This window comes from Tenacibaculum ovolyticum DSM 18103 (assembly GCF_000430545.1).
GTDB lineage: Bacteria > Bacteroidota > Bacteroidia > Flavobacteriales > Flavobacteriaceae > Polaribacter > Polaribacter ovolyticus.
The window spans coordinates 806630-828605 of record NZ_KE387163.1 but is presented as its reverse complement, the minus strand read 5'-3'; the positions used below and the strand labels follow the sequence as shown (position 1 = coordinate 828605).

16 protein-coding genes are annotated in these 21976 nt (G+C 29.6%); 13 read left to right on the top strand and 3 right to left on the bottom strand.

Annotated elements, in window-relative coordinates:
* Positions 1–81 precede the first annotated feature (81 nt).
* From H518_RS0113820 to H518_RS19915, 8 genes are all read left to right on the top strand, one after another.
* Complete coding sequence (locus H518_RS0113820) at positions 82–1281, top strand: DUF4856 domain-containing protein (RefSeq protein WP_028889613.1); 1200 nt, start codon at positions 82–84, stop codon at positions 1279–1281.
* A 95-nt stretch (positions 1282–1376) separates the two neighbouring features.
* A complete protein-coding gene (locus tag H518_RS0113815) occupies positions 1377–2486 on the top strand; it encodes an imelysin family protein (RefSeq protein ID WP_240472519.1) in 1110 nt (369 codons plus the stop codon).
* A 50-nt stretch (positions 2487–2536) separates the two neighbouring features.
* The gene (locus H518_RS0113810) at positions 2537–3901 is read left to right on the top strand and encodes an HTTM domain-containing protein (protein WP_028889611.1); all 1365 of its coding nucleotides are present in this window, start codon (positions 2537–2539) and stop codon (positions 3899–3901) included.
* Positions 3902–3905: 4 nt separating this feature from the next.
* Positions 3906–6362, top strand: a complete 2457-nt coding sequence (locus H518_RS0113805) for a TonB-dependent receptor family protein (protein ID WP_051263795.1) — start codon at positions 3906–3908, stop codon at positions 6360–6362.
* A gap of 81 nt (positions 6363–6443) precedes the next feature.
* Positions 6444–7475, top strand: a complete 1032-nt coding sequence (locus H518_RS0113800; RefSeq protein ID WP_028889609.1) for a Fe(3+) ABC transporter substrate-binding protein — start codon at positions 6444–6446, stop codon at positions 7473–7475.
* Between the two features lie 34 nt (positions 7476–7509).
* The gene (locus H518_RS0113795; protein WP_028889608.1) at positions 7510–7758 is read left to right on the top strand and encodes a hypothetical protein; all 249 of its coding nucleotides are present in this window, start codon (positions 7510–7512) and stop codon (positions 7756–7758) included.
* A 109-nt stretch (positions 7759–7867) separates the two neighbouring features.
* Positions 7868–9484 carry an ABC transporter permease gene (locus H518_RS0113790; RefSeq protein WP_028889607.1) on the top strand — a complete coding sequence of 539 codons (1617 nt, stop codon included), beginning with the start codon at positions 7868–7870 and terminating at the stop codon, positions 9482–9484.
* A gap of 7 nt (positions 9485–9491) precedes the next feature.
* On the top strand, positions 9492–10208 hold the full coding sequence (locus H518_RS19915) for an ABC transporter ATP-binding protein (protein WP_051263782.1): 717 nt from the start codon (positions 9492–9494) through the stop codon (positions 10206–10208).
* Between the two features lie 36 nt (positions 10209–10244).
* Here H518_RS19915 and H518_RS0113780 read toward each other — a convergent pair whose 3' ends face one another.
* From H518_RS0113780 to H518_RS19910, 3 genes are all read right to left on the bottom strand, one after another.
* On the bottom strand, positions 10245–11306 hold the full coding sequence (locus H518_RS0113780; protein ID WP_028889606.1) for an imelysin family protein: 1062 nt from the start codon (positions 11304–11306) through the stop codon (positions 10245–10247).
* Position 11307: 1 nt separating this feature from the next.
* Positions 11308–12717 (bottom strand): di-heme oxidoreductase family protein, encoded by a 1410-nt coding sequence (locus H518_RS0113775; protein WP_028889605.1) that lies wholly within the window; start codon positions 12715–12717, stop codon positions 11308–11310.
* 75 nt (positions 12718–12792) lie between these two features.
* Positions 12793–14013 (bottom strand): imelysin family protein, encoded by a 1221-nt coding sequence (locus H518_RS19910; RefSeq protein WP_051263781.1) that lies wholly within the window; start codon positions 14011–14013, stop codon positions 12793–12795.
* A gap of 311 nt (positions 14014–14324) precedes the next feature.
* Between H518_RS19910 and guaB the strand changes: the two genes are divergently transcribed.
* The 5 genes from guaB to H518_RS0113745 all read left to right on the top strand — a co-directional run bounded on the left by guaB (position 14325) and on the right by H518_RS0113745 (position 21901).
* Positions 14325–15800 carry an IMP dehydrogenase gene (gene guaB, locus H518_RS0113765; RefSeq protein ID WP_028889604.1) on the top strand — a complete coding sequence of 492 codons (1476 nt, stop codon included), beginning with the start codon at positions 14325–14327 and terminating at the stop codon, positions 15798–15800.
* A 220-nt stretch (positions 15801–16020) separates the two neighbouring features.
* Positions 16021–17649, top strand: coding sequence for an acyl-CoA carboxylase subunit beta (locus H518_RS0113760; RefSeq protein WP_028889603.1), 1629 nt, complete (start codon positions 16021–16023; stop codon positions 17647–17649).
* A gap of 97 nt (positions 17650–17746) precedes the next feature.
* Positions 17747–19060: an OmpA family protein gene (locus H518_RS0113755; RefSeq protein ID WP_043706937.1), complete on the top strand. Its 1314-nt coding sequence runs from the start codon at positions 17747–17749 to the stop codon at positions 19058–19060.
* 75 nt (positions 19061–19135) lie between these two features.
* Positions 19136–21127: a DUF3352 domain-containing protein gene (locus H518_RS0113750; RefSeq protein ID WP_028889601.1), complete on the top strand. Its 1992-nt coding sequence runs from the start codon at positions 19136–19138 to the stop codon at positions 21125–21127.
* A gap of 57 nt (positions 21128–21184) precedes the next feature.
* Positions 21185–21901, top strand: coding sequence for a YebC/PmpR family DNA-binding transcriptional regulator (locus H518_RS0113745; RefSeq protein ID WP_028889600.1), 717 nt, complete (start codon positions 21185–21187; stop codon positions 21899–21901).
* Positions 21902–21976: the final 75 nt, after the last annotated feature.

The window sequence follows — 21976 nt, the reverse complement described above, 5'->3', positions numbered from 1 at the left end:
AAAATAAATCCAAATAAAATTTGATAGATTAGATTTGTTACATAGATTTGCATAAATTTATTAAAATTAAATCTAAATAAAATGAAGAAAGTTGTTTTTTCAGTATTAGCTATATCAGCTTTAGTATTTACATCTTGTTCTAGTGATGGAGATACACCAATTAATAACGTTACAGCACCAACAACATATAAGTTTGAAAGAAACGGAAACTCTTCTGTTAGTTTTTCGGGGCAAACAACGCGTATTAAAATGGCAACAGAGTTAGCATCTGCCTTAAAAGATGAAACCAAAACTGAAGTTGCGTTAAATGGAATGTTTGCACATACTGCAGGTAATGCAGATTTTTCTGATGCAGATTTAAATACCTCAAGTAAAAGTGTACGTAGTAAAGTTGCAGCATCTGCTGATTTTTTTGCTGCTAATACTACTGATGCAAACGCAATTAAAGCAAAATTCGATTCTTGGATAACTGAACAAGTAGCTGATGTATATCCAAATTGGACTGCTAATGCAGTTGCAGGAATAGCAGGGAAGTTAGAGCAAAATAGTGGTACAGCAAGATATATTAATGGCAAAGGAGTAGAATTAAATCAAATTTTTGCAAAAGGTTTAATAGGTGCTTTAATGACTGATCAAATATTAAATAATTATTTAAGTTCTGCGGTTTTAGATGCAGGTACAAATATTGCAGATAATAATGCAAGTACTGTTGCTACAGGTAAAGACTATACTACAATGGAACATAAATGGGACGAAGCTTATGGTTACTTGTATGGTAATGAAGCTAATCCAGCAGTTCCAGTTTTGGGTGCAGACAGTTTTTTAAATAAATATTTAGGGAAAGTTGAAGCCGATTCAGATTTTGCAGGTGTTGCAAAAAGTATTTATGATGCATTTAAGTTGGGTAGAGCAGCAATTGTAGCTAAAGATTATACATTACGTGATAAACAAGCAGAAATTATACGTGAAAAAATATCAGAAGTAATAGCTATTAGAACAGTTCATTATTTACAAGCAGGTAAAACATTATTAGCTACTGATAAAGCAGCAGCTTTTCATGATCTTTCAGAAGGTTTAGGATTTCTTTATAGTTTACAATTTACACGTAAATCTAATAGTGCAAGTTCATACTTTACAAAAGCTGAGATTGATGGATACTTAAGCGATTTATTAGATACAGGTAACGGGTTGTGGGAAGCTTCAACCGTAGCTACATTAGATGCTGTTTCTAGTAAAATAGCAGCTAAGTTTAATTTTACAGTAGCAGAAACTGTAAATTAATTTGAAAAATATATTTTATTAAAAAGTAGCTGTCTTAAACAGCTACTTTTTTTTATATTTGCATAATTTATTTAGAATAAATAGGAATAATGATTATGAAGAAAATAATTTTAATTTTAGTTGTTGCTATAACGGTTTATGCTTGTAGCAGTTCTAATTCAGACAACCCAACACCAGCAGATAATTTTGATAGAAAAGCAATGTTAACACATATGGCTGATGATATCATTATACCTGCTTTTAAAGAGTTTAATGATAAGTTAATTGTTTTAAAAGAAAAAACAACAACTTATAATAGTACACCAAGCATCATTACCTTACAAGATGTTCGTGTTTCTTATAATAGCGCATATAAAGCTTGGCAGCACGTAGCTATGTTTAATATAGGTAAGGCGGAAGAATTACAATTTGTAAATTACTTTAATATTTTTCCTACTAACGTTGCTCAAGTTGAAACAAATATAACGAGTGGTACATATGATTTATCACATACTAATTCAAAAGATGAAATAGGATTTCCTGCGTTAGATTATTTGTTTTACGGAGTTGCAGTAGATGATACAGCAATCGTAGCAAAATATACAGGAGTAGATGCTGTAAAGTATAAAAAATACCTTACAGATGTTGTAGCTAAAATGAGTGAAGTTATGACTCTTGTAGTTAGTGATTGGAATGGGGCATTTAGAGATTCTTTTGTAAATAATTCAGGGAATTCAGGAACAGCTTCAGTTAATAAAATAGTGAATGACTATGTTTTTCATTATGAAAAAGGTATCAGGAGTAATAAATTTGGTATTCCAGTAGGTAGTTTCTCAGGAGGAACAACTTTTCCTAACAAGGTAGAAGCTTTTTACCAAAAGAACTTTTCAAAAGAATTGGCTTTAGAAGCGTTAGATGCATCACAGGACTTTTTTAATGGAAAGAATTTTGGAGCTTCTAATGTTGAGAAATTAGGCTTTAAAGCATATTTAATAGCTTTAGATAGAAATGATTTAGGAACATCAATAAATAGTCAATTTGATAATGCGAGAACGCAAATTAATACGCTAGGTGATAACTTTACTGAACAAATTACAAGCAATAATGTAGTAATGACAAAAGCATTTGATGAACTACAAAAAAATATAATATCTTTAAAAGTAGGTATGATGCAAGCATTTGGTATAAGCTTAGATGCTGGGTATGTAGATAATGACGGAGATTAATAAAAGATAAAAAATAAAAGCTGTCCTATTTGGGCAGCTTTTTATAATTAATGGCCAAAGAAAAATATATAAAGAATCAAACAAATGCCGCTCCTTTAGCGGTTTTTCGTATTTTATTTGGTATAATGATGCTTGCCAGCATTATTAGGTTTTGGTATAATGGATGGATAGAAAAATTATACTTAGAACCTAAGTTTCATTTTACATATTATGGTTTTGAATGGGTACAACCAATAGGAACCTATACCTATCTACTTTTTATTTTATGTGGTTTATCAGCAATATTTATAACGATAGGTTACAAGTATAGATTGGCAATTATTTTTTTCTTTTTAAGTTTTACTTATATTGAACTAATGGATAAAACAACTTATTTAAACCATTATTATTTTATAAGTTTATTAAGTTTTTTATTAATTTTTTTACCAGCAAACAAATACTTCTCATTAGATAGTTTTCTTTTAAAAAAAGAATTTAAAAACATTCCAAAATGGACAATAGATAGTATAAAGCTCTTATTAGGAATTGTTTATTTTTATGCAGGATTGGCAAAGTTAAATTCCGATTGGTTATTTAGAGCAATGCCATTAAAAATATGGTTACCATCAAAGTACGATATACCGTTTATAGGAAATAACCTAATGCAACAAGAATGGTTTCATTATGCAATGAGTTGGAGCGGAGCGTTATATGATTTAAGCATTCCTTTTTTATTATTATGGAAAAGAACACGCTTATTGGCTTTTACATTAGTTGTCTTTTTTCATGTGTTTACTCGAATTTTATTTCCTATCGGAATGTTTCCGTTTATAATGATAATAGCAACACTTATTTTCTTTGAAGGTACATTCCATGAGAAAATAATCAATAATATAAAACGTGTTTTTAAATTACCCACAGAAAAAATACAAAGTATTGCTAATTACCAGTATACAAATGCAAAAAGAAAAACGATTACGGTAACAGTTGGTGTATTTTTAATAATTCAACTTTTAATGCCTTGGCGATACTTATTATATCCTGGAGAGTTATTTTGGACAGAAGAAGGATATCGGTTTTCTTGGCGAGTAATGTTAATGGAAAAGGCAGGTTATGCAAGTTTTAAAATAGTAGATGGTAAAACAGGTGATTTTTTTTATGTTGATAATACCGATTTTTTAACAACATATCAAGAAAAACAAATGAGTTTTCAGCCCGATTTTATTTTAGAATATGCACATTATTTAGGAGATCATTTTAAAAATGACGGACATAAAAATATAGAAGTATATGTAGAGAGTTTTGTAGCATTAAATGGCCGTTTAAGTGAATCGTATATAAATTCAAATATTGATTTATATCAACAAAAGGAAGGTTTTAAACACAAAAAATGGATATTACCTTTTACCAATAAAATTAAAATTAATGGACTTTAAAAATATGTTCAAATACAAGTGTAAGTGTTCTAAATTTAATCAGAGTATATTAAAAGTTTTAGCAATCGTGTTTTTGTTGTTTTCAACAACAATTTATGCACAACATAAAGTATCTGGAGTTATAACTTCAGAAAAAAATGTGCCTTTAAATAAAGTTAAGATTTATGCAAAATCAGGGAAATTACTTGCGGTAACAAATTCAAAAGGATTATATCAATACACTACAGATAAACAAAAATTTATTGTGGTTTTTTATGCGAATGAATTTCAGTTAAAAGAACAAGAAATAGTTGTAACTAAAAACCTTATTTTAAATATAAAGCTACAATCTTTTACTGAAGAATTAACTGAAATAGTAATAAAAGCACAACGTAGAAAGGTATTTGAATTAACACGTTTAAAAGATGTAGAACAAACTGCAATATTTGCAGGGAAAAAAAATGAAGTAGTTTTAGTAAGCGAAACTTCTGCTGCTTTAGCATCAAATAATGCACGTCAAATTTATAGCCAAGTTGTGGGGTTAAATATTTTTCAAAATGACGATGCAGGTTTACAATTAAATATTGGTGGTCGAGGTTTAGATCCTAATAGAACTTCTAATTTTAATACCCGTCAAAACGGTTACGATATTAGCGCAGATGTATTAGGGTACCCCGAGAGTTATTATACGCCTCCGGCAGAAGCATTAGAGAAAATTCAAATTGTTCGTGGTGCTGCTTCATTACAATACGGTACACAGTTTGGAGGTTTGGTAAATTTTGTAATGAAAAAACCAAATGCTAATGAACCATTAGAAATTATTACTAGAAATACTTTAGGAAGTAATAATTTATTTACAAATTTTACGAGTGTAAGCGGTACAAAAAATAAGTTTAGTTACTTTGCTTATTATAATTATAAACAAGGAGATGGATTTCGTCCAAACTCTGAATTTCACTCTAAAAATGCCTTTGCGCATTTAGGTTATGAATTTAACAATAGTACTAAATTAGAAGCAGAAGTTACCTATTTAACATATCTAGCACACCAAGGAGGTGGTTTAACAGATGCTATGTTTAATGAAAACCCATTACAAAGTAATAGAACTAGAAATTGGTTTCAAATAGATTGGTTGTTGTATAATTTAAAATTATCACATAAATTTTCAGAGAATACCAATTTCACATTTAATTTATTCGGTTTAGATGCTGCTAGAAAGACTATTGGTTATAGAACAAATCGTGTTGATCAAGAAGATGATAATAATGAACGTGATTTAATTACAGGTGATTTTAAAAACTTTGGTTTTGAATCTCGCATATTAAGTAAGTACACAATTTTTAATAAAAAAGCTACTTTTTTAATAGGAACAAAGTTTTATAAAGCAGAAAACACTTCTATACAAGGGCCTGGAACTAATGGAGCTGACGCAAATTTTTCTTCGGCTATAGCTAATTACCCTGATTATAATAACCAATCTAATTACACAAACCCTAATTTGAATATTGCTGTTTTCGGAGAAAATATATTCTATTTAAATGATAAATTTTCAATAACTCCAGGTTTTAGGTTTGAATATATAAAAACCGAAAGTGATGGTTTCTATAAAAAAATTAACAGAGATGGTGCTGGTAATGTTATCTTAAATGAAACAGACTATAGCAATGATAGTAATCAACGTACTTTTTTATTATTAGGTATAGGAGCTAGTTATAAACCAAATAGTAATTTGGAATTTTATGGAAATATATCTCAGAATTATCGTTCTGTAACATTTTCAGATTTGAATATAGTAAACCAATCTTTTAGTATAAATCCGTTAATTGGTGATGAAAAAGGATATACTTCTGATTTTGGAATGCGAGGAAATTACAAGCGTTTAATATCTTATGATCTAGGTGTTTTTGGGCTGTTTTATAATGATAGAATCGGTGTAATATCAAAAGGATTACCTGATGGGAGGGCTGTTTTAGAGAGAGGAAACGTTGGTAAAGCTCGTATTTTAGGTATTGAGAGTTTGTTTGATTTTAATCTGAAAAAAATACTAGATATTAATAATGATTTTAGTTTTAATTATTTTGTTAATACTTCGTTTATTAAATCGAAATATACTGAATCTCAGATCAATGGGGTTAAGGGCAATCAAGTAGAATTTGTACCAGATTTTAATTTAAAAACAGGAGTAAAGTTTGGTTATAAAAACTTTTTAACTAGTTTTCAATATACATATTTAGGAGAGCAATTTACAGATGCCTCAAACTCTGTTATTTCGGATTTTAGTGCTATTAATGGATTGATTCCATCATATAATGTATTAGACTTTTCTACATCTTATAAATATAAAATGTTTAAGATAGAAGCAGGGATAAATAATTTACTTGATGAGAAGTATTTTACACGTAGAGCAACTGGTTATCCAGGACCTGGAATTATACCATCATCTTCAAGAAATTGGTATGTAACATTAGAATTTAAAATATAAATTTCATTTATTTTTATTCTAAATAGAGCAATGTATTTATAGTAAATACAAAATTTAAATTTTAACAAAATTATTTTAGAAATGAAACAAATCATATTAATTTTTATAGCGTCAATTGTACTTTTTTCTTGTAAATCAGAACAAAAAAAAGAAATTAAAAAACAAGAAGTAAATGTATATACGCACCGTCATTATAAAGCAGATCAAGAGTTATTTGCACAGTTTGAAAAAGAAACAGGAATTAAAGTAAATGTAGTAAATGCAAAGGCTGATGAGTTAATGCAAAAAATGAGCCTTGAAGGAGAGCAATCTCCAGCAGATGTTTTAATAACAGTTGATGCTGGTCGTTTAGTAAGAGCAAAAAAGAAAGGATTATTACAAGCAGCTACTTCAGAATTTTTGAACAAAACGATTCCTTCTCATTTAAAAGATAAAGATAATAACTGGTTTGCTTTAACAAAAAGAGCACGTGTTATTGTGTACAACCCAAAGAATGTAACCGAAGAAGAGTTAACGACTTATGAAGGCTTAACAGAGGCTAAATGGAAAAATAGAATTTTAATTCGTTCATCAGGTAATATCTATAATCAATCATTATTAGCTTCAATTATAGCGAATAAAGGTGAAGAAAAAGCAGCAGAATGGGCAAAGGGTATTGTTGCTAATATGGCACGTTCACCAAAAGGAAACGATAGAGATCAAGTAAAAGCTGTTGTTGCTGGTGAAGGAGATATTGCAGTAGTTAATACGTATTATATTGGTAAATTATTAAATTCTAAGAACCCAGAAGAGGTAAAAGCAGGTAAAGGAGTTAAAATATTTTTCCCTAACCAAAATGATAGCGGAACACATATTAATGTTAGTGGGGCAGGAGTAGCAAAATACGCACCCAATAAAGGAAACGCAATTAAATTTATAGAGTTTTTAGCAAGTAAAAAATCACAAAAAGTATTTGCAAAAGCAAATTATGAATATCCAGTAAATCCTGAAGTTTCACCGTCATATTTATTAGAGTCTTGGGGAAGTTTTAAAGAAGATACTTTATCACTAACTAAACTAGGAGAGAATAATAAAAAAGCGGTATTAACTTTTGATATTGCTGGTTGGAAGTAATTTTGTAGATACTTTTTTAATAATAAAAAATAAAATGTTAGAAGCGTTAGTATTAAAATATTTAACAAAAAAAGGAGTAATAGCTTACTTTGTAGGTCAGGTTATATTTATAGCTGTTTTAGCGTATTATATATTTGGAATACTTGACTATTCATTAGATAGAGGGCAAGATATGTTTTTTATTGGAATGGTTGTAATAGTACTACTTTGGATGGGAGTATGTCTTCTTTTATGGAGAAAACCAAAAGAAATAAAAGATGAAGATTCTAAAAATAATGTATAGATATTTATTGTAATATATTGCTTATTTGTGATTTTTATTAAAAATAAAAACTAATATAATTCTTCATGATATGTTATCAGTCATAAGAATATTATATACGAAATAACCTGTGAAATATAGTATTAAAAACATACAAAGAGATACCAATAAATGGTCAATATTTTTATTGACCATTGTTTTGTTTGTAGCTATTCCTATACTTACTGTTTTTATTAATTTACTTTATGGCCCGGGTGAAACATGGAATCATTTAGTAGATAATTTATTACCAAATTATATTAAAAACTCAGTTTTGTTAATTTTTGGTACAAGTATTTTAACTTTACTTTTAGGTGTTTCATCTGCCTGGATAGTTTCTCGTTATTATATTCCATTAAAAAAGCAATTAGAATGGCTATTAATACTTCCACTGGCAATTCCCTCATATATTACGGCGTATGCGTATGCGGGTATTTTTGATTATGGCGGAATTATAGAAAATGTACTTGGTGTTAAGATTGATGTAATGAATCATTTAGGACTAATTTTTGTGCTTAGTATTTCATTATACCCTTATGTATATGTAGCGTCAAGAGCTTTCTTTTTAAACCAATCTAATAATATAATAGAAGCTTCAAAATTATTAGGAGCAGGAGAGCGAAAAACATTTTTTAAATTGATTTTACCATTAGCAAGACCTGCATTTATTGGTGGTTTAATTTTGGTTTTGATGGAAGTACTAAATGATTATGGAGCAGCTAAATATTATGGTATAAACACATTTACTACAGGGATTTTTAGAGCTTGGTTTTCTTTAGAAGAACCAGAAACCGCTATTTATTTGTCAGCAATTTTAGTAACAATAATATTTTTATTAATATCGGTAGAAAAATGGCAACGAAGAAAAATAGGATATTTTAACGCGACTAAAAATCATCAAAAGGTAAAAAGAGCAACTATTTCCAATAAATTGAAAATGGTTTTCTTTACAATTGCCTTTATACCAGTGTTATTTGGTTTTATATTACCGTTATTTCAACTGTTATATTGGGCATTTTTAACCTATAAAGAAGTGTTTACTTTTGAGTTTATATACTTATCACTTGAGAGTTTAGGAGTAGCAATGATTTCAGCGTTTTGTACGGTGTTTTTTTCTTTGCTTTTAATTTTTTTGTCAAAATGGAATCGATTATCATTTATGAAGTCAATTGCTAAAATAGGTGTTTTGGGGTATGCAATTCCTGGAGCAGTAATTGCTGTAGGTGTTTTAATACCTACATTATCTTTTGATAAATGGTTAGTGGTTTTCATGAAGAATGTTTTCGATGTAAAGATTGGATTTTTAATAAACGGAACAATAATGGTTTTAGTTTATGCTTATATTGTTCGGTTTTTAGCAGTAGCTTTCAACCCTATAGAATCAAGTACGTTAAAATTTGGGGGTTCATTATCGGAAGTATCAAAAATTTTAGGAAGCAGTAATATTAGTACATTTATAAGAATAGAATTTCCGCTATTAAAACCAGCAATATTAAGTGCTTTTATTTTGGTTTTTGTTGATGTAATGAAAGAACTGCCTTTAACTTTAATTTTAAAGCCGTACCACATAAATACATTAGCTGTTAAAGCATATGAATATGCAAGTGATGAGTTAATTGCAGAAGCAGCATTGCCATCATTATTTATCATTTTAACAGGAATAATACCTATATTATTTTTAAATAGATTAATAGCTAAAGAAAGTTAACTAAATTATGTTATTAGAAGTAAAAGAGGTAAAAAAAACATTTAATAAAGGAAATATTGTTGCACTAAATAATGTTTCCTTGTCTTTAATTAAAGGAAATATTGTTGCAATAGTAGGAGAAAGTGGAAGTGGAAAAACCACACTAATTCGTTTAATAACGGGGTTAGAAGTGTTAGATTCAGGTACTATTTCATTAAAAAACAAGGTGGTTTCTTCAAATTCAGTTTTTATAGAACCACAATTTAGAAACGTGGGGATGGTTTTTCAAGACTATGCTTTATTTCCTCACTTTACAATATTTGATAATATTGCTTATGGAATTTCTAAATTACCAAACAAGAAAGAAAGAGTAAAAGAGGTATTAGATTTAGTAGGATTATCTGATAAAGAGAAAAATTACCCGCATGAATTATCAGGAGGACAACAACAACGTGTTGCTTTAGCAAGGGCATTAGCGCCAAAACCTGAATTATTAATTTTAGATGAACCTTTTAGTAATTTAGATGTTATTTTAAGAAATCAGTTACGTAAAGACGTTCAAAGAATCTTAAAGGAGACAAATACAACTGCAATTTTTGTTACACATGATATTAAAGATGCTATTGAAATTTCTGATGAAATATTAGTATTACAAAACGGAAATGTATTGCAACAAGGAATAACAAAAGAGGTTTATGAAAAACCAAAAGAAGGTTATGTAAAATTATTGTTTGATAGCATATAAAAAAAGCGAAAATTTTACTTTTCGCTTTTCTTTTAATTAATCACCGTCATTATCTGTTGGAAGTACAGTAACAGATAAGGTACTTGTTATATCTACAGAGAATAAAATACTTAAATCTCTTAAGTTATTGTAAACAGATCTTACACTTTCTGGATTGGTACTTATTGCTTCAAAAAGAGTATTATTTAAAGTTGTAACTTCTTGTTCAATATCACTAAATTTTGCAGCTATTTTGTTTGAAATTTCTTCTGATGTATTAATAGCATTTACCATAGTTGCGAAATTAGTGCTACTATTAAAGTAAACATCTTTAACTTCTGCTAACATTGCTTGTATTAAAAGTAATGAGTTTTTACTTCTATAGGCTTGTAAATTTGTAAGAACAGTATTGTTAGATTTTTCAAAACCAGCTGTTTTTCCAATTTTAGTAACTTTGGCTACATCTAGCACATTAATAATTTGATTTATACTTAAACATTTAGCGTTATTTGTACAAATAGAACCATTAGCAGCTATAAAGGTGTCTTTATAACCGTTTTCCCAGGTGTCAATGATAGCATTAGTAAGTCTAATAAGTTCCTGATTAACACCAGCTAGATAAGCTATTCTATACGAGTCGTTTAATAAAAGCGTTTTAGCCTCAGTAGAATTTTGATTACCAAAAAGTAAATATTCTAAAGTAGCAAGCCCTTTTGCAGTAGTACTTTGCGTTGAAAAATATGATTCGTTATAAATAGATTTATCTGTAATGTTTTTTTCAATAGCGCTAATGTTTACAGGATAGTTATAGATGCTTATGTTATAAAAACTTTTTTTAATTACTCCTAGATTATAGATTTCATATTTTGAATATGCTTTCGCAGAAGTTAACCATTGAGAAAGTAATTTTTCATAATCTTCATTACTCTTTGATGCTTGAAAATTTGTAATATTGGTCTGTTGAGTTTCTAGAGCTATTTTTAAGTTCTTTATACTTGGTAAAATATTGTCTGAGTAATAAGTTTCAAAAAAATTAGTATTCATTACAGGCTCTTCATCTTCGCTTTTGCAAGTAATTATAGCAGTTAGTATAATTATTCCTAATAATATTTTTTTCATTTTATAAAGAGTTTAAATATTGTAATAATTCTTCTCGTTCAGTTTTTGTTTTTTGCTTAAAGCTTTCTTTTGCGCTTTCAGCTTCCCCACCATGCCATAAAATAGCTTCTTCTATGTTTCTAGCTCTACCGTCATGTAGTAAAAATGTATGTCCATTTACAGCTTCAATAAGTCCTAATCCCCATAAAGGTTGTGTTCTCCATTCATTACCGCTAGCTAAAAAATCAGCTCTGTTATCAGCTAATTCATTACCCATATCATGAAGTAAAAAGTCAGAAAACGGACTTATTTTAATATTATTTATCTGCGATAAAATTTCATTTGTACCTGTTGTAAAATTATCTACGTGACAAGAGACACATTTTAAATCTCTAAAAATTTTCTTTCCTTTAAGTACAGCCTCTTCTTTGTAATTTCTTCTCTTTGGTACAGATATAGCAGCCATGTATAATGCCATTCTGCTAAATTGTTTATCTGGTACTTCAACATCTTCTCCTGGGTTATTACCATTAAATAATTGTGAACAGTCTACTCCGTCAGGGCAATTTTCATCTGGGAAAATAGATGTTGTTAAGCCCATGTCTCCATTAAAAGCGCCAGCTACTTGTTGGTTTAGAGTAGGTTGGTTTGATTTCCACCCAAATTTACCTATAGTAAGTTTATCTTTTTTAACATTCCAAACATAATTTGCTCTTCCAGAAATTCCATCGTTATTAGCATCATTGGGATCAGCATTTTCTAAAATACTAGCTTCAGAAAGTGCATCTATAAAACCAAGACCAATTAATTGTTGCCCTATTCTTGGAGATGTTTGTACGCCAACTAGACTACCGTAATTTTCATTGATAATTGTGTAGTTTGGTTTTCTTAATTCATAAGTGCTACCATCAGCATACGTACCTTTTATATAAGAAAAAACTACTTGAATATCAGCTTCATTATTAATGCCTAGGTTAGATTTATCTTGTAATTGCCCTCCATACGCTCCATGTCCAACTGGACCTGTAGTAATTGAGTTACCAGTACTTAAGCGGATTAATAAACCTTTTGAACTGGCACCTGTTTCTAAAATTGGCTCACCTCTTCCATCATTTAAATGACAAGCACTACATGCTCTTGCATTAAAAATAGGACCTAAACCATCTCTAGATGTTGTTGTAGCAGGAGCTGATACCCAACTTTGGTTAAACATAGCATCACCAATACCAAAAAAAGATGATTGTAAATTAGATAAAGAAGGAATACCTCTACCAAAGGCTTTATCGGCATTAAAAGCCTCTATAGATAACTCTGAAACTAAGTTTTCTTCTCCTAATTCGTATTCAAATTCAACAGGTTTATATACATCATCATCTTTAGAACAAGATATTAATATAAATAATATGCTAATAAAAAAAATATTATTTTTCATGTAAGTATTGTAAACAATAAAACTGAAACTAGAGAATTTCTAGTTTCAGTTTCTTAATTAAATATATAAGTTATATTAATCTATCGTAATGCTAACCCCTAATGTAGTAGCAACTTCTGCAATAGCAACTCCTTGAGCTTTTAAAGCATTTGATAATTGTATTGCTGGTCCATTACTGGTAAGTGTTTCTTGAGAAATAATTTCATCAAAACTTTTATTTAAAGCTAAAAGAGCATCTAATTTATCTAAAGTTGTTTGCGCTTTTGTTTCTAAGTTATTAGAAATCTCTACGTTTAAAGTTTTTGTGATAGCAGTTAAAGAAACTCCTGATATTTTTGTACCATCAGCTCTTTTGTACGCACCAATAATCACATTGTTAATTCCATTAACGTTAGCCCACATATCTTGATTCGTATTGTCAGAAAAGCAAGAATGTTCATTTTCTTGACCTTCTTCTACAGCTGGTATAATTCTTTCTAAAGCAATTTCTCCGTTAGAAATAAAACCAACACCGTTTAAAATGTTTTTTAAAGCGGTAGCTTCATTTAATTTAGCAAATGCAGTTCTGTATAAACCTCCATCAGCCCAAGTATTTCTTAAATCTTTTAAATCATTAACTAATAAATCAGTTACAATCTGTAAATATTGCTTTCTTCTTTCAGCAAAATCAGCAGTTGTATAATCAGTATAACCTCTTTTCCCAGCTGCTGCATAATTATCTTGCATGTGCGTAGTTGGGTTATAATTTAAATCTTGTCCCCATAATAAAAACTCAATAGCATGCCATCCAGTAGCAACATTATCTGCTAAATTGTTAAATTCATTTTTACCTATAATATTTGCTTCGGTTAAATCGAAAGTTACATCACCAATTAAACCGTTTTGTACTGCACCTCCTTTGTTATCAGAAACATAATCGATAAAACCTTCGTCTAAAGGCCATGCATTAATACGACCTTCAGTATTTAATATACCCTCAATAGATCCTGCATCTTCATTATCTATAGGACCATTAGCAGCACGAAAAGCTTCTGTCTGTCCATAAAAATCTCTTGCATATAACCAAGCATTTTGCGCAGCTTTATGTGTTTCTTCAGTTGGTGTAGTTAAAAAAGCATCAATTTTAGTTTTCATTGTCACTGCTGTAGTGTATGCATCATCATAATTAGCGGCAGCAATGTTCGCATAGTTTTCTATAAACTTTGCTTTTGTAGGTGTATCTTTAATGTTTTCGTTGTCATCTGAACATGATGTCATAGCAATAGCTACTAAACATAATCCTAATATTTTTTTCATTATCTGTTTATTTAGATTTATTTAAAATAAAGTGCAAATATATTTTAGTTTTTCTATTATTCAAAAGTTATTTAGACTTATTTAAAATAAAACTTTTTAATTACTTTATTCATTTTACCTTGATTAGTATCAAAATGATATTACAGATTCAATTTAATTACACGAAAGAATAATAGATTATATTAAAAATATTATTTAGAATTATTTTAAATAATAAAGGTGGATATGTTAACGTTAAATTAAGGTGGAATTATCTTTATAAGTCGTATCTTTGCATGCAATTAATTAACAACCCACTAAATTAATTGCACATGCAAGCTCACCAATCAAAAATTATAGGCGAAGGTTTAACATATGATGATGTTTTATTAATACCAGCTTATTCAGAAATACTTCCAAGAGAAGTTTCTATTCAAACAAAATTCACTAAAAATATAACAATTAACGTACCTATAGTATCTGCAGCTATGGATACAGTTACCGAATCAGCTATGGCAATTGCAATGGCTAGAGAAGGAGGTATAGGAGTATTGCATAAAAATATGACGATTGAGCAGCAAGCTCAAGAAGTTCGTAAAGTAAAGCGTGCAGAATCAGGTATGATTATCGATCCAGTTACTTTACCATTAACAGCTGTTGTTTATGATGCTAAAATGTTAATGAAAGAGCATAGCATAGGTGGGATTCCTGTTGTTGATGAAAATGGTATTTTAAAAGGAATTGTAACGAATCGCGATTTACGTTTCGAGCATAAAAACGATAGAGCTATTGTAGAAGTAATGACTAAAGAAAATTTAGTTACTGCAGCAGTGGGTACTTCATTAAAATCTGCCGAAAGTATTTTACAAGAAAATAAAATTGAAAAATTATTAATCGTAGACGATAATTATAAACTTTCAGGATTAATAACATTTAGAGATATTACTAAAGTTACTCAGAAACCAATAGCAAATAAAGATACTTACGGACGTTTACGTGTTGCAGCTGCATTGGGAGTTACTGCTGATGCCGTTGTAAGAGCTGAAGCTTTAGTAAAAGCAGGAGTTGATGCTGTTATTATTGATACAGCTCATGGGCATACCAAAGGTGTGGTAAATGTATTAAAAGAAGTAAAAGCAAAGTTTCCTGAATTAGATGTTATTGTAGGTAACATTGCTACGCCAGAAGCTGCTAAATACTTAGTTGAAGCTGGAGCAGATGCTGTAAAAGTAGGTATCGGACCAGGTTCTATTTGTACAACGCGAGTTGTAGCAGGAGTTGGGTTTCCTCAGTTTTCTGCAGTATTAGAAGTTGCAGCAGCAATAAAAGGTAGTGGAGTACCAGTAATTGCAGATGGAGGAATCCGTTATACGGGTGATATTCCAAAGGCAATTGCAGCAGGTGCAGATTGTGTAATGTTAGGATCTTTATTAGCAGGAACAAAAGAATCTCCTGGTGAAACTATTATTTATGAAGGACGTAAGTTTAAGTCTTACAGAGGTATGGGATCGGTAGAGGCAATGAAACAAGGGTCTAAAGATCGTTACTTTCAAGATGTTGAAGATGATATTAAAAAATTAGTACCAGAAGGTATTGTTGGTAGAGTACCATATAAAGGTGAATTAGAAGAAAGCATTCATCAATTTGTAGGTGGTTTAAGAGCAGGTATGGGATATTGTGGTTCTGGAGATATAGAAACATTAAAAAATACAGGTAAGTTTGTACGTATAACAGCTAGTGGAATTAATGAAAGTCATCCACATGATGTAGCGATTACTAAAGAAGCTCCAAATTATAGTAGAAGATAATTTTTTACAAAATTTATAAAGTAAAACGCTGTTAATTTAATTATTAACAGCGTTTTTTTGTGCTTTTATTTGATTTGTCATAATTATTTTAAACGGATAATTATTTTTTAAAGAAGCATTTCTAATAAAAACATAGAAAACATCATTTAAACGTACATTTAACCACCTTGTATTCTACATGGTTTTTCTTACTTTAGCAATCGCAAATAAATAACTTACAATGGACCTTAACTTTAACAAAAACGAAGATCATAATAAACTTTTAGCATCAGATTTACGAAGACGCTTTGCTAAAGTTAAACTGGGAGGAGGACAAAAGCGTATTGATAAACATCATGCAAAAGGAAAATTAACAGCTAGAGAGCGTGTTGATTACCTTTTAGATGATAATGCTAAATCAATTGAAATTGGAGCTTTTGCAGGTGAAGACATGTACAAAGAGCATGGTGGATGCCCTTCTGGTGGTGTTGTTGTAAAAATGGGATACGTAAGTGGTAAACAATGTATTGTTGTAGCCAATGATGCAACTGTTAAAGCAGGTGCTTGGTTTCCTATTACAGGAAAAAAGAACTTAAGAGCTCAAGAGATATCTATAGAAAACAAGTTGCCAATTATATATTTGGTAGATTCTGCAGGGGTATATCTTCCTTTACAAGATGAAATTTTTCCAGATAAAGAACACTTTGGACGAATTTTTAGAAACAACGCAGTTATGAGTAGTATGGGAATTACCCAAATATCTGCTGTAATGGGAAGTTGTGTTGCTGGTGGAGCTTATTTACCAATCATGAGTGATGAAGCTATGATTGTTGATAAAACAGCAAGTATTTTTCTAGCAGGAAGCTATTTAGTGAAAGCTGCAATTGGAGAGAGTATTGACAATGAAACATTAGGCGGAGCAACTACGCATTGTGAAATCTCTGGTGTTACTGATTATAAAGCTAAAGACGATAAAGATGCTTTAGATAAAATAAAGTTTATTGTTGATAAAATAGGGGATTATGACAAAGCTGGTTTTAGCCGTAAAGAAGCTTTCCCTCCAAAAGAAAATGAAGAAGATATTTTTGGTATTCTACCAAAAGAAAGAAATGCACAATATGACATGTTAGATATTATCCACCGCTTGGTTGATAACTCTGAATTTGAACAATATAAAGAAGGCTACGGTAAAACTATTATTACGGGGTATGGTCGTATTGATGGTTGGGCAGTTGGTATTGTTGCTAATCAAAGAAAATTAGTGAAAACTAAAAAAGGAGAAATGCAATTTGGTGGTGTTATTTATAACGATTCAGCTGATAAGTCAACTCGTTTTATAGCAAACTGTAATCAGAAAAAAATTCCATTAGTATTTTTACAAGATGTTACAGGTTTTATGGTAGGATCTAAATCTGAACATGGAGGGATTATAAAAGACGGAGCAAAAATGGTTAATGCAGTAAGTAATTCTGTTGTACCTAAATTTACAATTGTTATAGGTAATTCTTACGGAGCAGGTAACTATGCAATGTGTGGTAAAGCTTATGATCCAAGACTTATTGCTGCATGGCCTAGTGCCGAATTAGCTGTAATGAGTGGAAACTCTGCGGCTAAAGTTTTACTTCAAATAGAAACTGCATCTTTAAAAAAGCGTGGAGAAGAAATTACACCAGAAAAAGAAGCTGAATTATTCGATAAAATAAAATCTCGTTACGATAACCAAATTTCACCATATTATGCAGCGGCAAGAATTTGGACAGATGGCGTTATTAATCCATTAGATACTAGAACTTGGATTTCTATGGGAATTGAAGCAGCAAATCATGCACCAATTGAAAAGAAATTTAACTTAGGAGTAATACAAGTTTAAATTTTAAAGCAATAACCATAAAGTTACCCGTTTATTATTTTAATAAATATACTAACTTTGTGGTTATTAATACATTACTTAAAAACACCTATGAATAATGAAAGCTAATAGAAATACTTACATCGTAATTGTTTTATTTTTTGTTTTTACTTCAACTATACAAGCTCAATTTTGGAATAAAATAAAAAAAGCAGCTGAAAAAGTAGTTGTTAAAAAAGTAGAAAAAGAACTAGATAAAAAAACTGATGGTAAAAAGTCAGAAGAAAAAGAAGAGGTAAAAAAAGAAACTAGTAAAAAACCAAATAAAAAAATATCAGATTCTTCTTCTTCTATAAAAAATAAATCACCAGAAGTTTGGCGTAATTTTAAATTTATACCAGGTGAGAAAGTTATTTTTTATGACGATTTAAAATACGAAGAAGTTGGGGAGTTTCCTTCTAAATGGGATTTATTAAAAGGAGGCACAGAAGTAGCTACTTTAAATAATGAAAAAGTTATAATACCTACTTCAGAAGATGATTCTGATGGGAATATTATAATGCCAATGTTTAATAATGGAGATTACTTAGGTGATGAGTTCACTATTGAGTTTGATATTTATATAGATAATTTAAAAGATCAATATGATGAGCAGCACTTTTCAGTTTCATTTGAAACCAACACTAAAAATTTTTCTGACAAAAGAGGGATTTATGGAGGGTACTCGAATGGTGATATTGAATTTGAGTTAAACAAAAATGGGTTAGAAGGTAAAGTTCATAAAGATTTAACTGCTTCTTATGATAATTTTCCTTTCGAAAAAGTAGCTAAAAAGAGTATCGAATTAAACCAATGGCATCATGTGTCTATTTCTTATTATAAGAAAAAACTAAAGGTTTATTTTAATGATAAACGAATAGTTAACCTTCCTAATTATAAAACATTAATAAATGGATTTGCAATTAAATTATTAAAGCCTGTAGATTATACAGAAAGAAATGTGTCTTTAGGAAAAAACACTTTAAAAACAGCTTTAAAAAACATACGATTAGCACATGGTGGAGGTCAAATGTATAAGCGTATTATGAGTGAAGGAAAATATGTAACTAACGGTATTTTGTTTGATTCTGGTAAAGCGATACTTAAAGCTCAATCTATGGGAGTTATAAATAAAATAGTCTCTATCCTTAAAGAGAAACCTGATTGGAAATTTGAAATTGTAGGACATACGGATAACGATGGTAATGCGTCAATAAATTTAGAACTTTCAAAAAAACGTGCGGAATCTGTTAAGCAAGCAATTGTTTTACAAGGTATTTTACCGAACAGATTGTTTACTGTTGGTAAAGGAGAAACGGCGCCTTTAAATAAGAATGCAAATGCTCTTGAGAAGGAAAATAATAGGCGTGTTGAGTTTATCAAAATGAATTAAAAACACATTATTAAACAACTAAATTTACTTTTTCAATATTTAGTTATATACATCTAATACAAATTCATTTAAAAAATGAAGAAGAAAATTATATCAACGCTTGTAATTGCAATAATTGGTTTTGCTATTTATCAAACTTACATTTTTACACTTGCTGATGAAGATAATATTAAACCTATTTATCTTGTACCTAGCGATGCTGTTTTTGTGTTAGATACAGAAAGACCGATTGATACTTGGGATGAAATTAGTGCTAGTGATATTTGGAAACATTTACAAAAGAACACTTATTTTAATGAAATTAGTAAGAGTTTAAATACACTTGATAAAGTTGTTAAAGAACAAAAAAGTATACTTAACTTTATTGGTGAACGTGATGTTCTTATCTCTGCTCATGTTTACAAACCAAAAAAATATGATTTCTTATATGTAGTTGATCTTGAAAAATTATCAAAACTTAATTTTTTAAAAAGTAGTATTTCTAAATTAGCAGGAGATAATTATAAAATTACGAAGAGAACATATTTAAACCATGAAATAACTGAATTATATAACAAAACTGAAAGAGAAACGCTGCATATAGCGTTTATTAAAAATCAATTAATAGCATCTTATACGCATGTATTAATAGAAAATTCTATAAATCAATATCAAAAACCAATAATTGGTAGAGATGTTAATTTTGTAGAGATTACTAAAGAAACTCCTGAAGACGGTTTTTTTAAATTGTTTTTTCAATATAAATACTTAAACAAGTACCTTTCTTGTTTTACGAATAAAACAAATGACGAGGTTGTTAAAAATATCCAGAGTTCACTTTTTTATTCAGGTTTTGATGTTTCTTTAATTGAAGGAACAATTATTCAGGCAGATGGTTATAGTAATGTTAAAGAAAATTCTGAAAGTTATCTAACAGCCATTCAAAAATCAGGAAAAGGAAAAAGAACGATTGCGAGTATTGCGCCTAAGAATACAGCGCTTTATTTAAGTTTTGCTTTTGATAGTTTTGAACTGTTTCAAGAAAATTTTGAAGATCTTAAAAAAGAGAAACCTCAAGAGTTTGAAATTTATAATAAGCAAATTACAGACATTGAAAGTAAGCTAGATATTAGTGTAAAAGAAAATGTTTTTAGTTGGATAGGAGATGAGGTTGCTCTTATACACTTTAACTCTTCGCTTTCAAGAAATAAAAAAGATGTTGCTGCTGTTTTTAAAACAACTGATATTGATGACGCTACTGAAAATTTAAACTTTATTTTATCTAAAATAAAAGAAAAAACACCATTACAGTTTAAACAAATTACTTACAAAGAGCACACTATTAATTTTTTAGATTTAAAAGGTTTCTTTAAAATGATAGTTGGTAATATGTTTAAAAAAATGGAAAAACCATATTTTACTATTATTGACGATTTTGTTATTTTTAGTGCAAGCCCAAACACATTAAAAGAAATTATAAATAATAAAATAACAAATTACACACTGACTTCTTCTAAAGAGTTTGAAGAGTTCAATTATTTGTTTGATGATAAATCTACTATTTTCACCTACATAAATACACCTTACATTTATACTGATTTGGTAAGTTTTGCTGACAGAAAAACACAGCTTCAAATAAAAAAGCATAAAGATTATATTATATGTTTTTCTCAACTAGGTATTCAATTAACATCTGAAGGGAATATTTTTAAAAGTAATATAACTACTACATTTAATGATCCTATACAGGTAAAAGAGAAAATAAGTTTAGATCGAAAATTAAAAAAGGAATTAACAAAGAAAATGGAATTAAGTGCTGATTCCGTAGCTAAAATAGAATCAAATTTCCAAATAAAAGAAATTAATCCTTCTGATTTAAGCGCACCAAATTACAAAGAGTATTATGACGATGGTAAGTTAAAATTTGAAGTGGAATTAGATGATGGTATGTTAGATGGAGATTATAAAATGTACTATCCTAACGGAAACTTGAAGTTAAAAGGAAGCTATAAAAACGGAAAACAATCTGGTACATGGCGCGCTTATGATGAAAAAGATAGTAAGTTATTAATCAAAAAAAGATTTTAATTGTAAATAATTAACGCAATAGTTACATTTGCCGTTGCGTAAACATAATTTAAAGAAATGGGAAGAGCATTCGAACTTAGAAAAGGACGTAAGATGAAACGTTGGTCTGCAATGGCTAAAACATTTACCAGAATAGGTAAAGATATTGTAATGGCTATTAAAGATGGTGGGCCAAATCCAGATACAAACTCACGATTAAGAGCTGTAATGCAAAATGCAAAGGCAGCAAATATGCCTAAGGATAATGTAGAGCGCGCGATAAAAAAAGCTGCGGATAAAGACACTAGTAATTATAAAGAAGCTTTATTTGAAGGTTATGCACCTCACGGGATTGCTGTTGTAGTAGAAACAGCTACTGATAACAATAACAGAACCGTTGCCAATGTACGTGCTGTTTTTAATAAGTGTAATGGTAATTTAGGTACATCAGGTTCAGTAATTTTTATGTTTGATCGTGTTTGTAACTTTACAGTAAAGAAAGAAGATATTACTGTTGATTTAGAAGAACTTGAGCTTGAATTAATAGACTTTGATGTAGAAGAAGTTTTTAATGATGATGAAGGAATTATTATTTACGCACCGTTTGAGCAGTTTGGTTCTATTCAATCATATTTTGAAGAAAATAATGTAGAAATTTTATCTTCAGGGTTTGAAAGAATACCAACAACAACATCTGGGCTTTCTGAAGAACAGCAAGCAGATGTTGAGAAGCTTTTAGAGAAACTAGAAGAAGATGACGATGTTCAAAATGTATATCACAGTATGGTTATGTAATACCAATAAACATAGTATATATCACTTAAGCCCTCTATTTAATAGAGGGCTTTATTTTTTACATCTGTTGTTTTT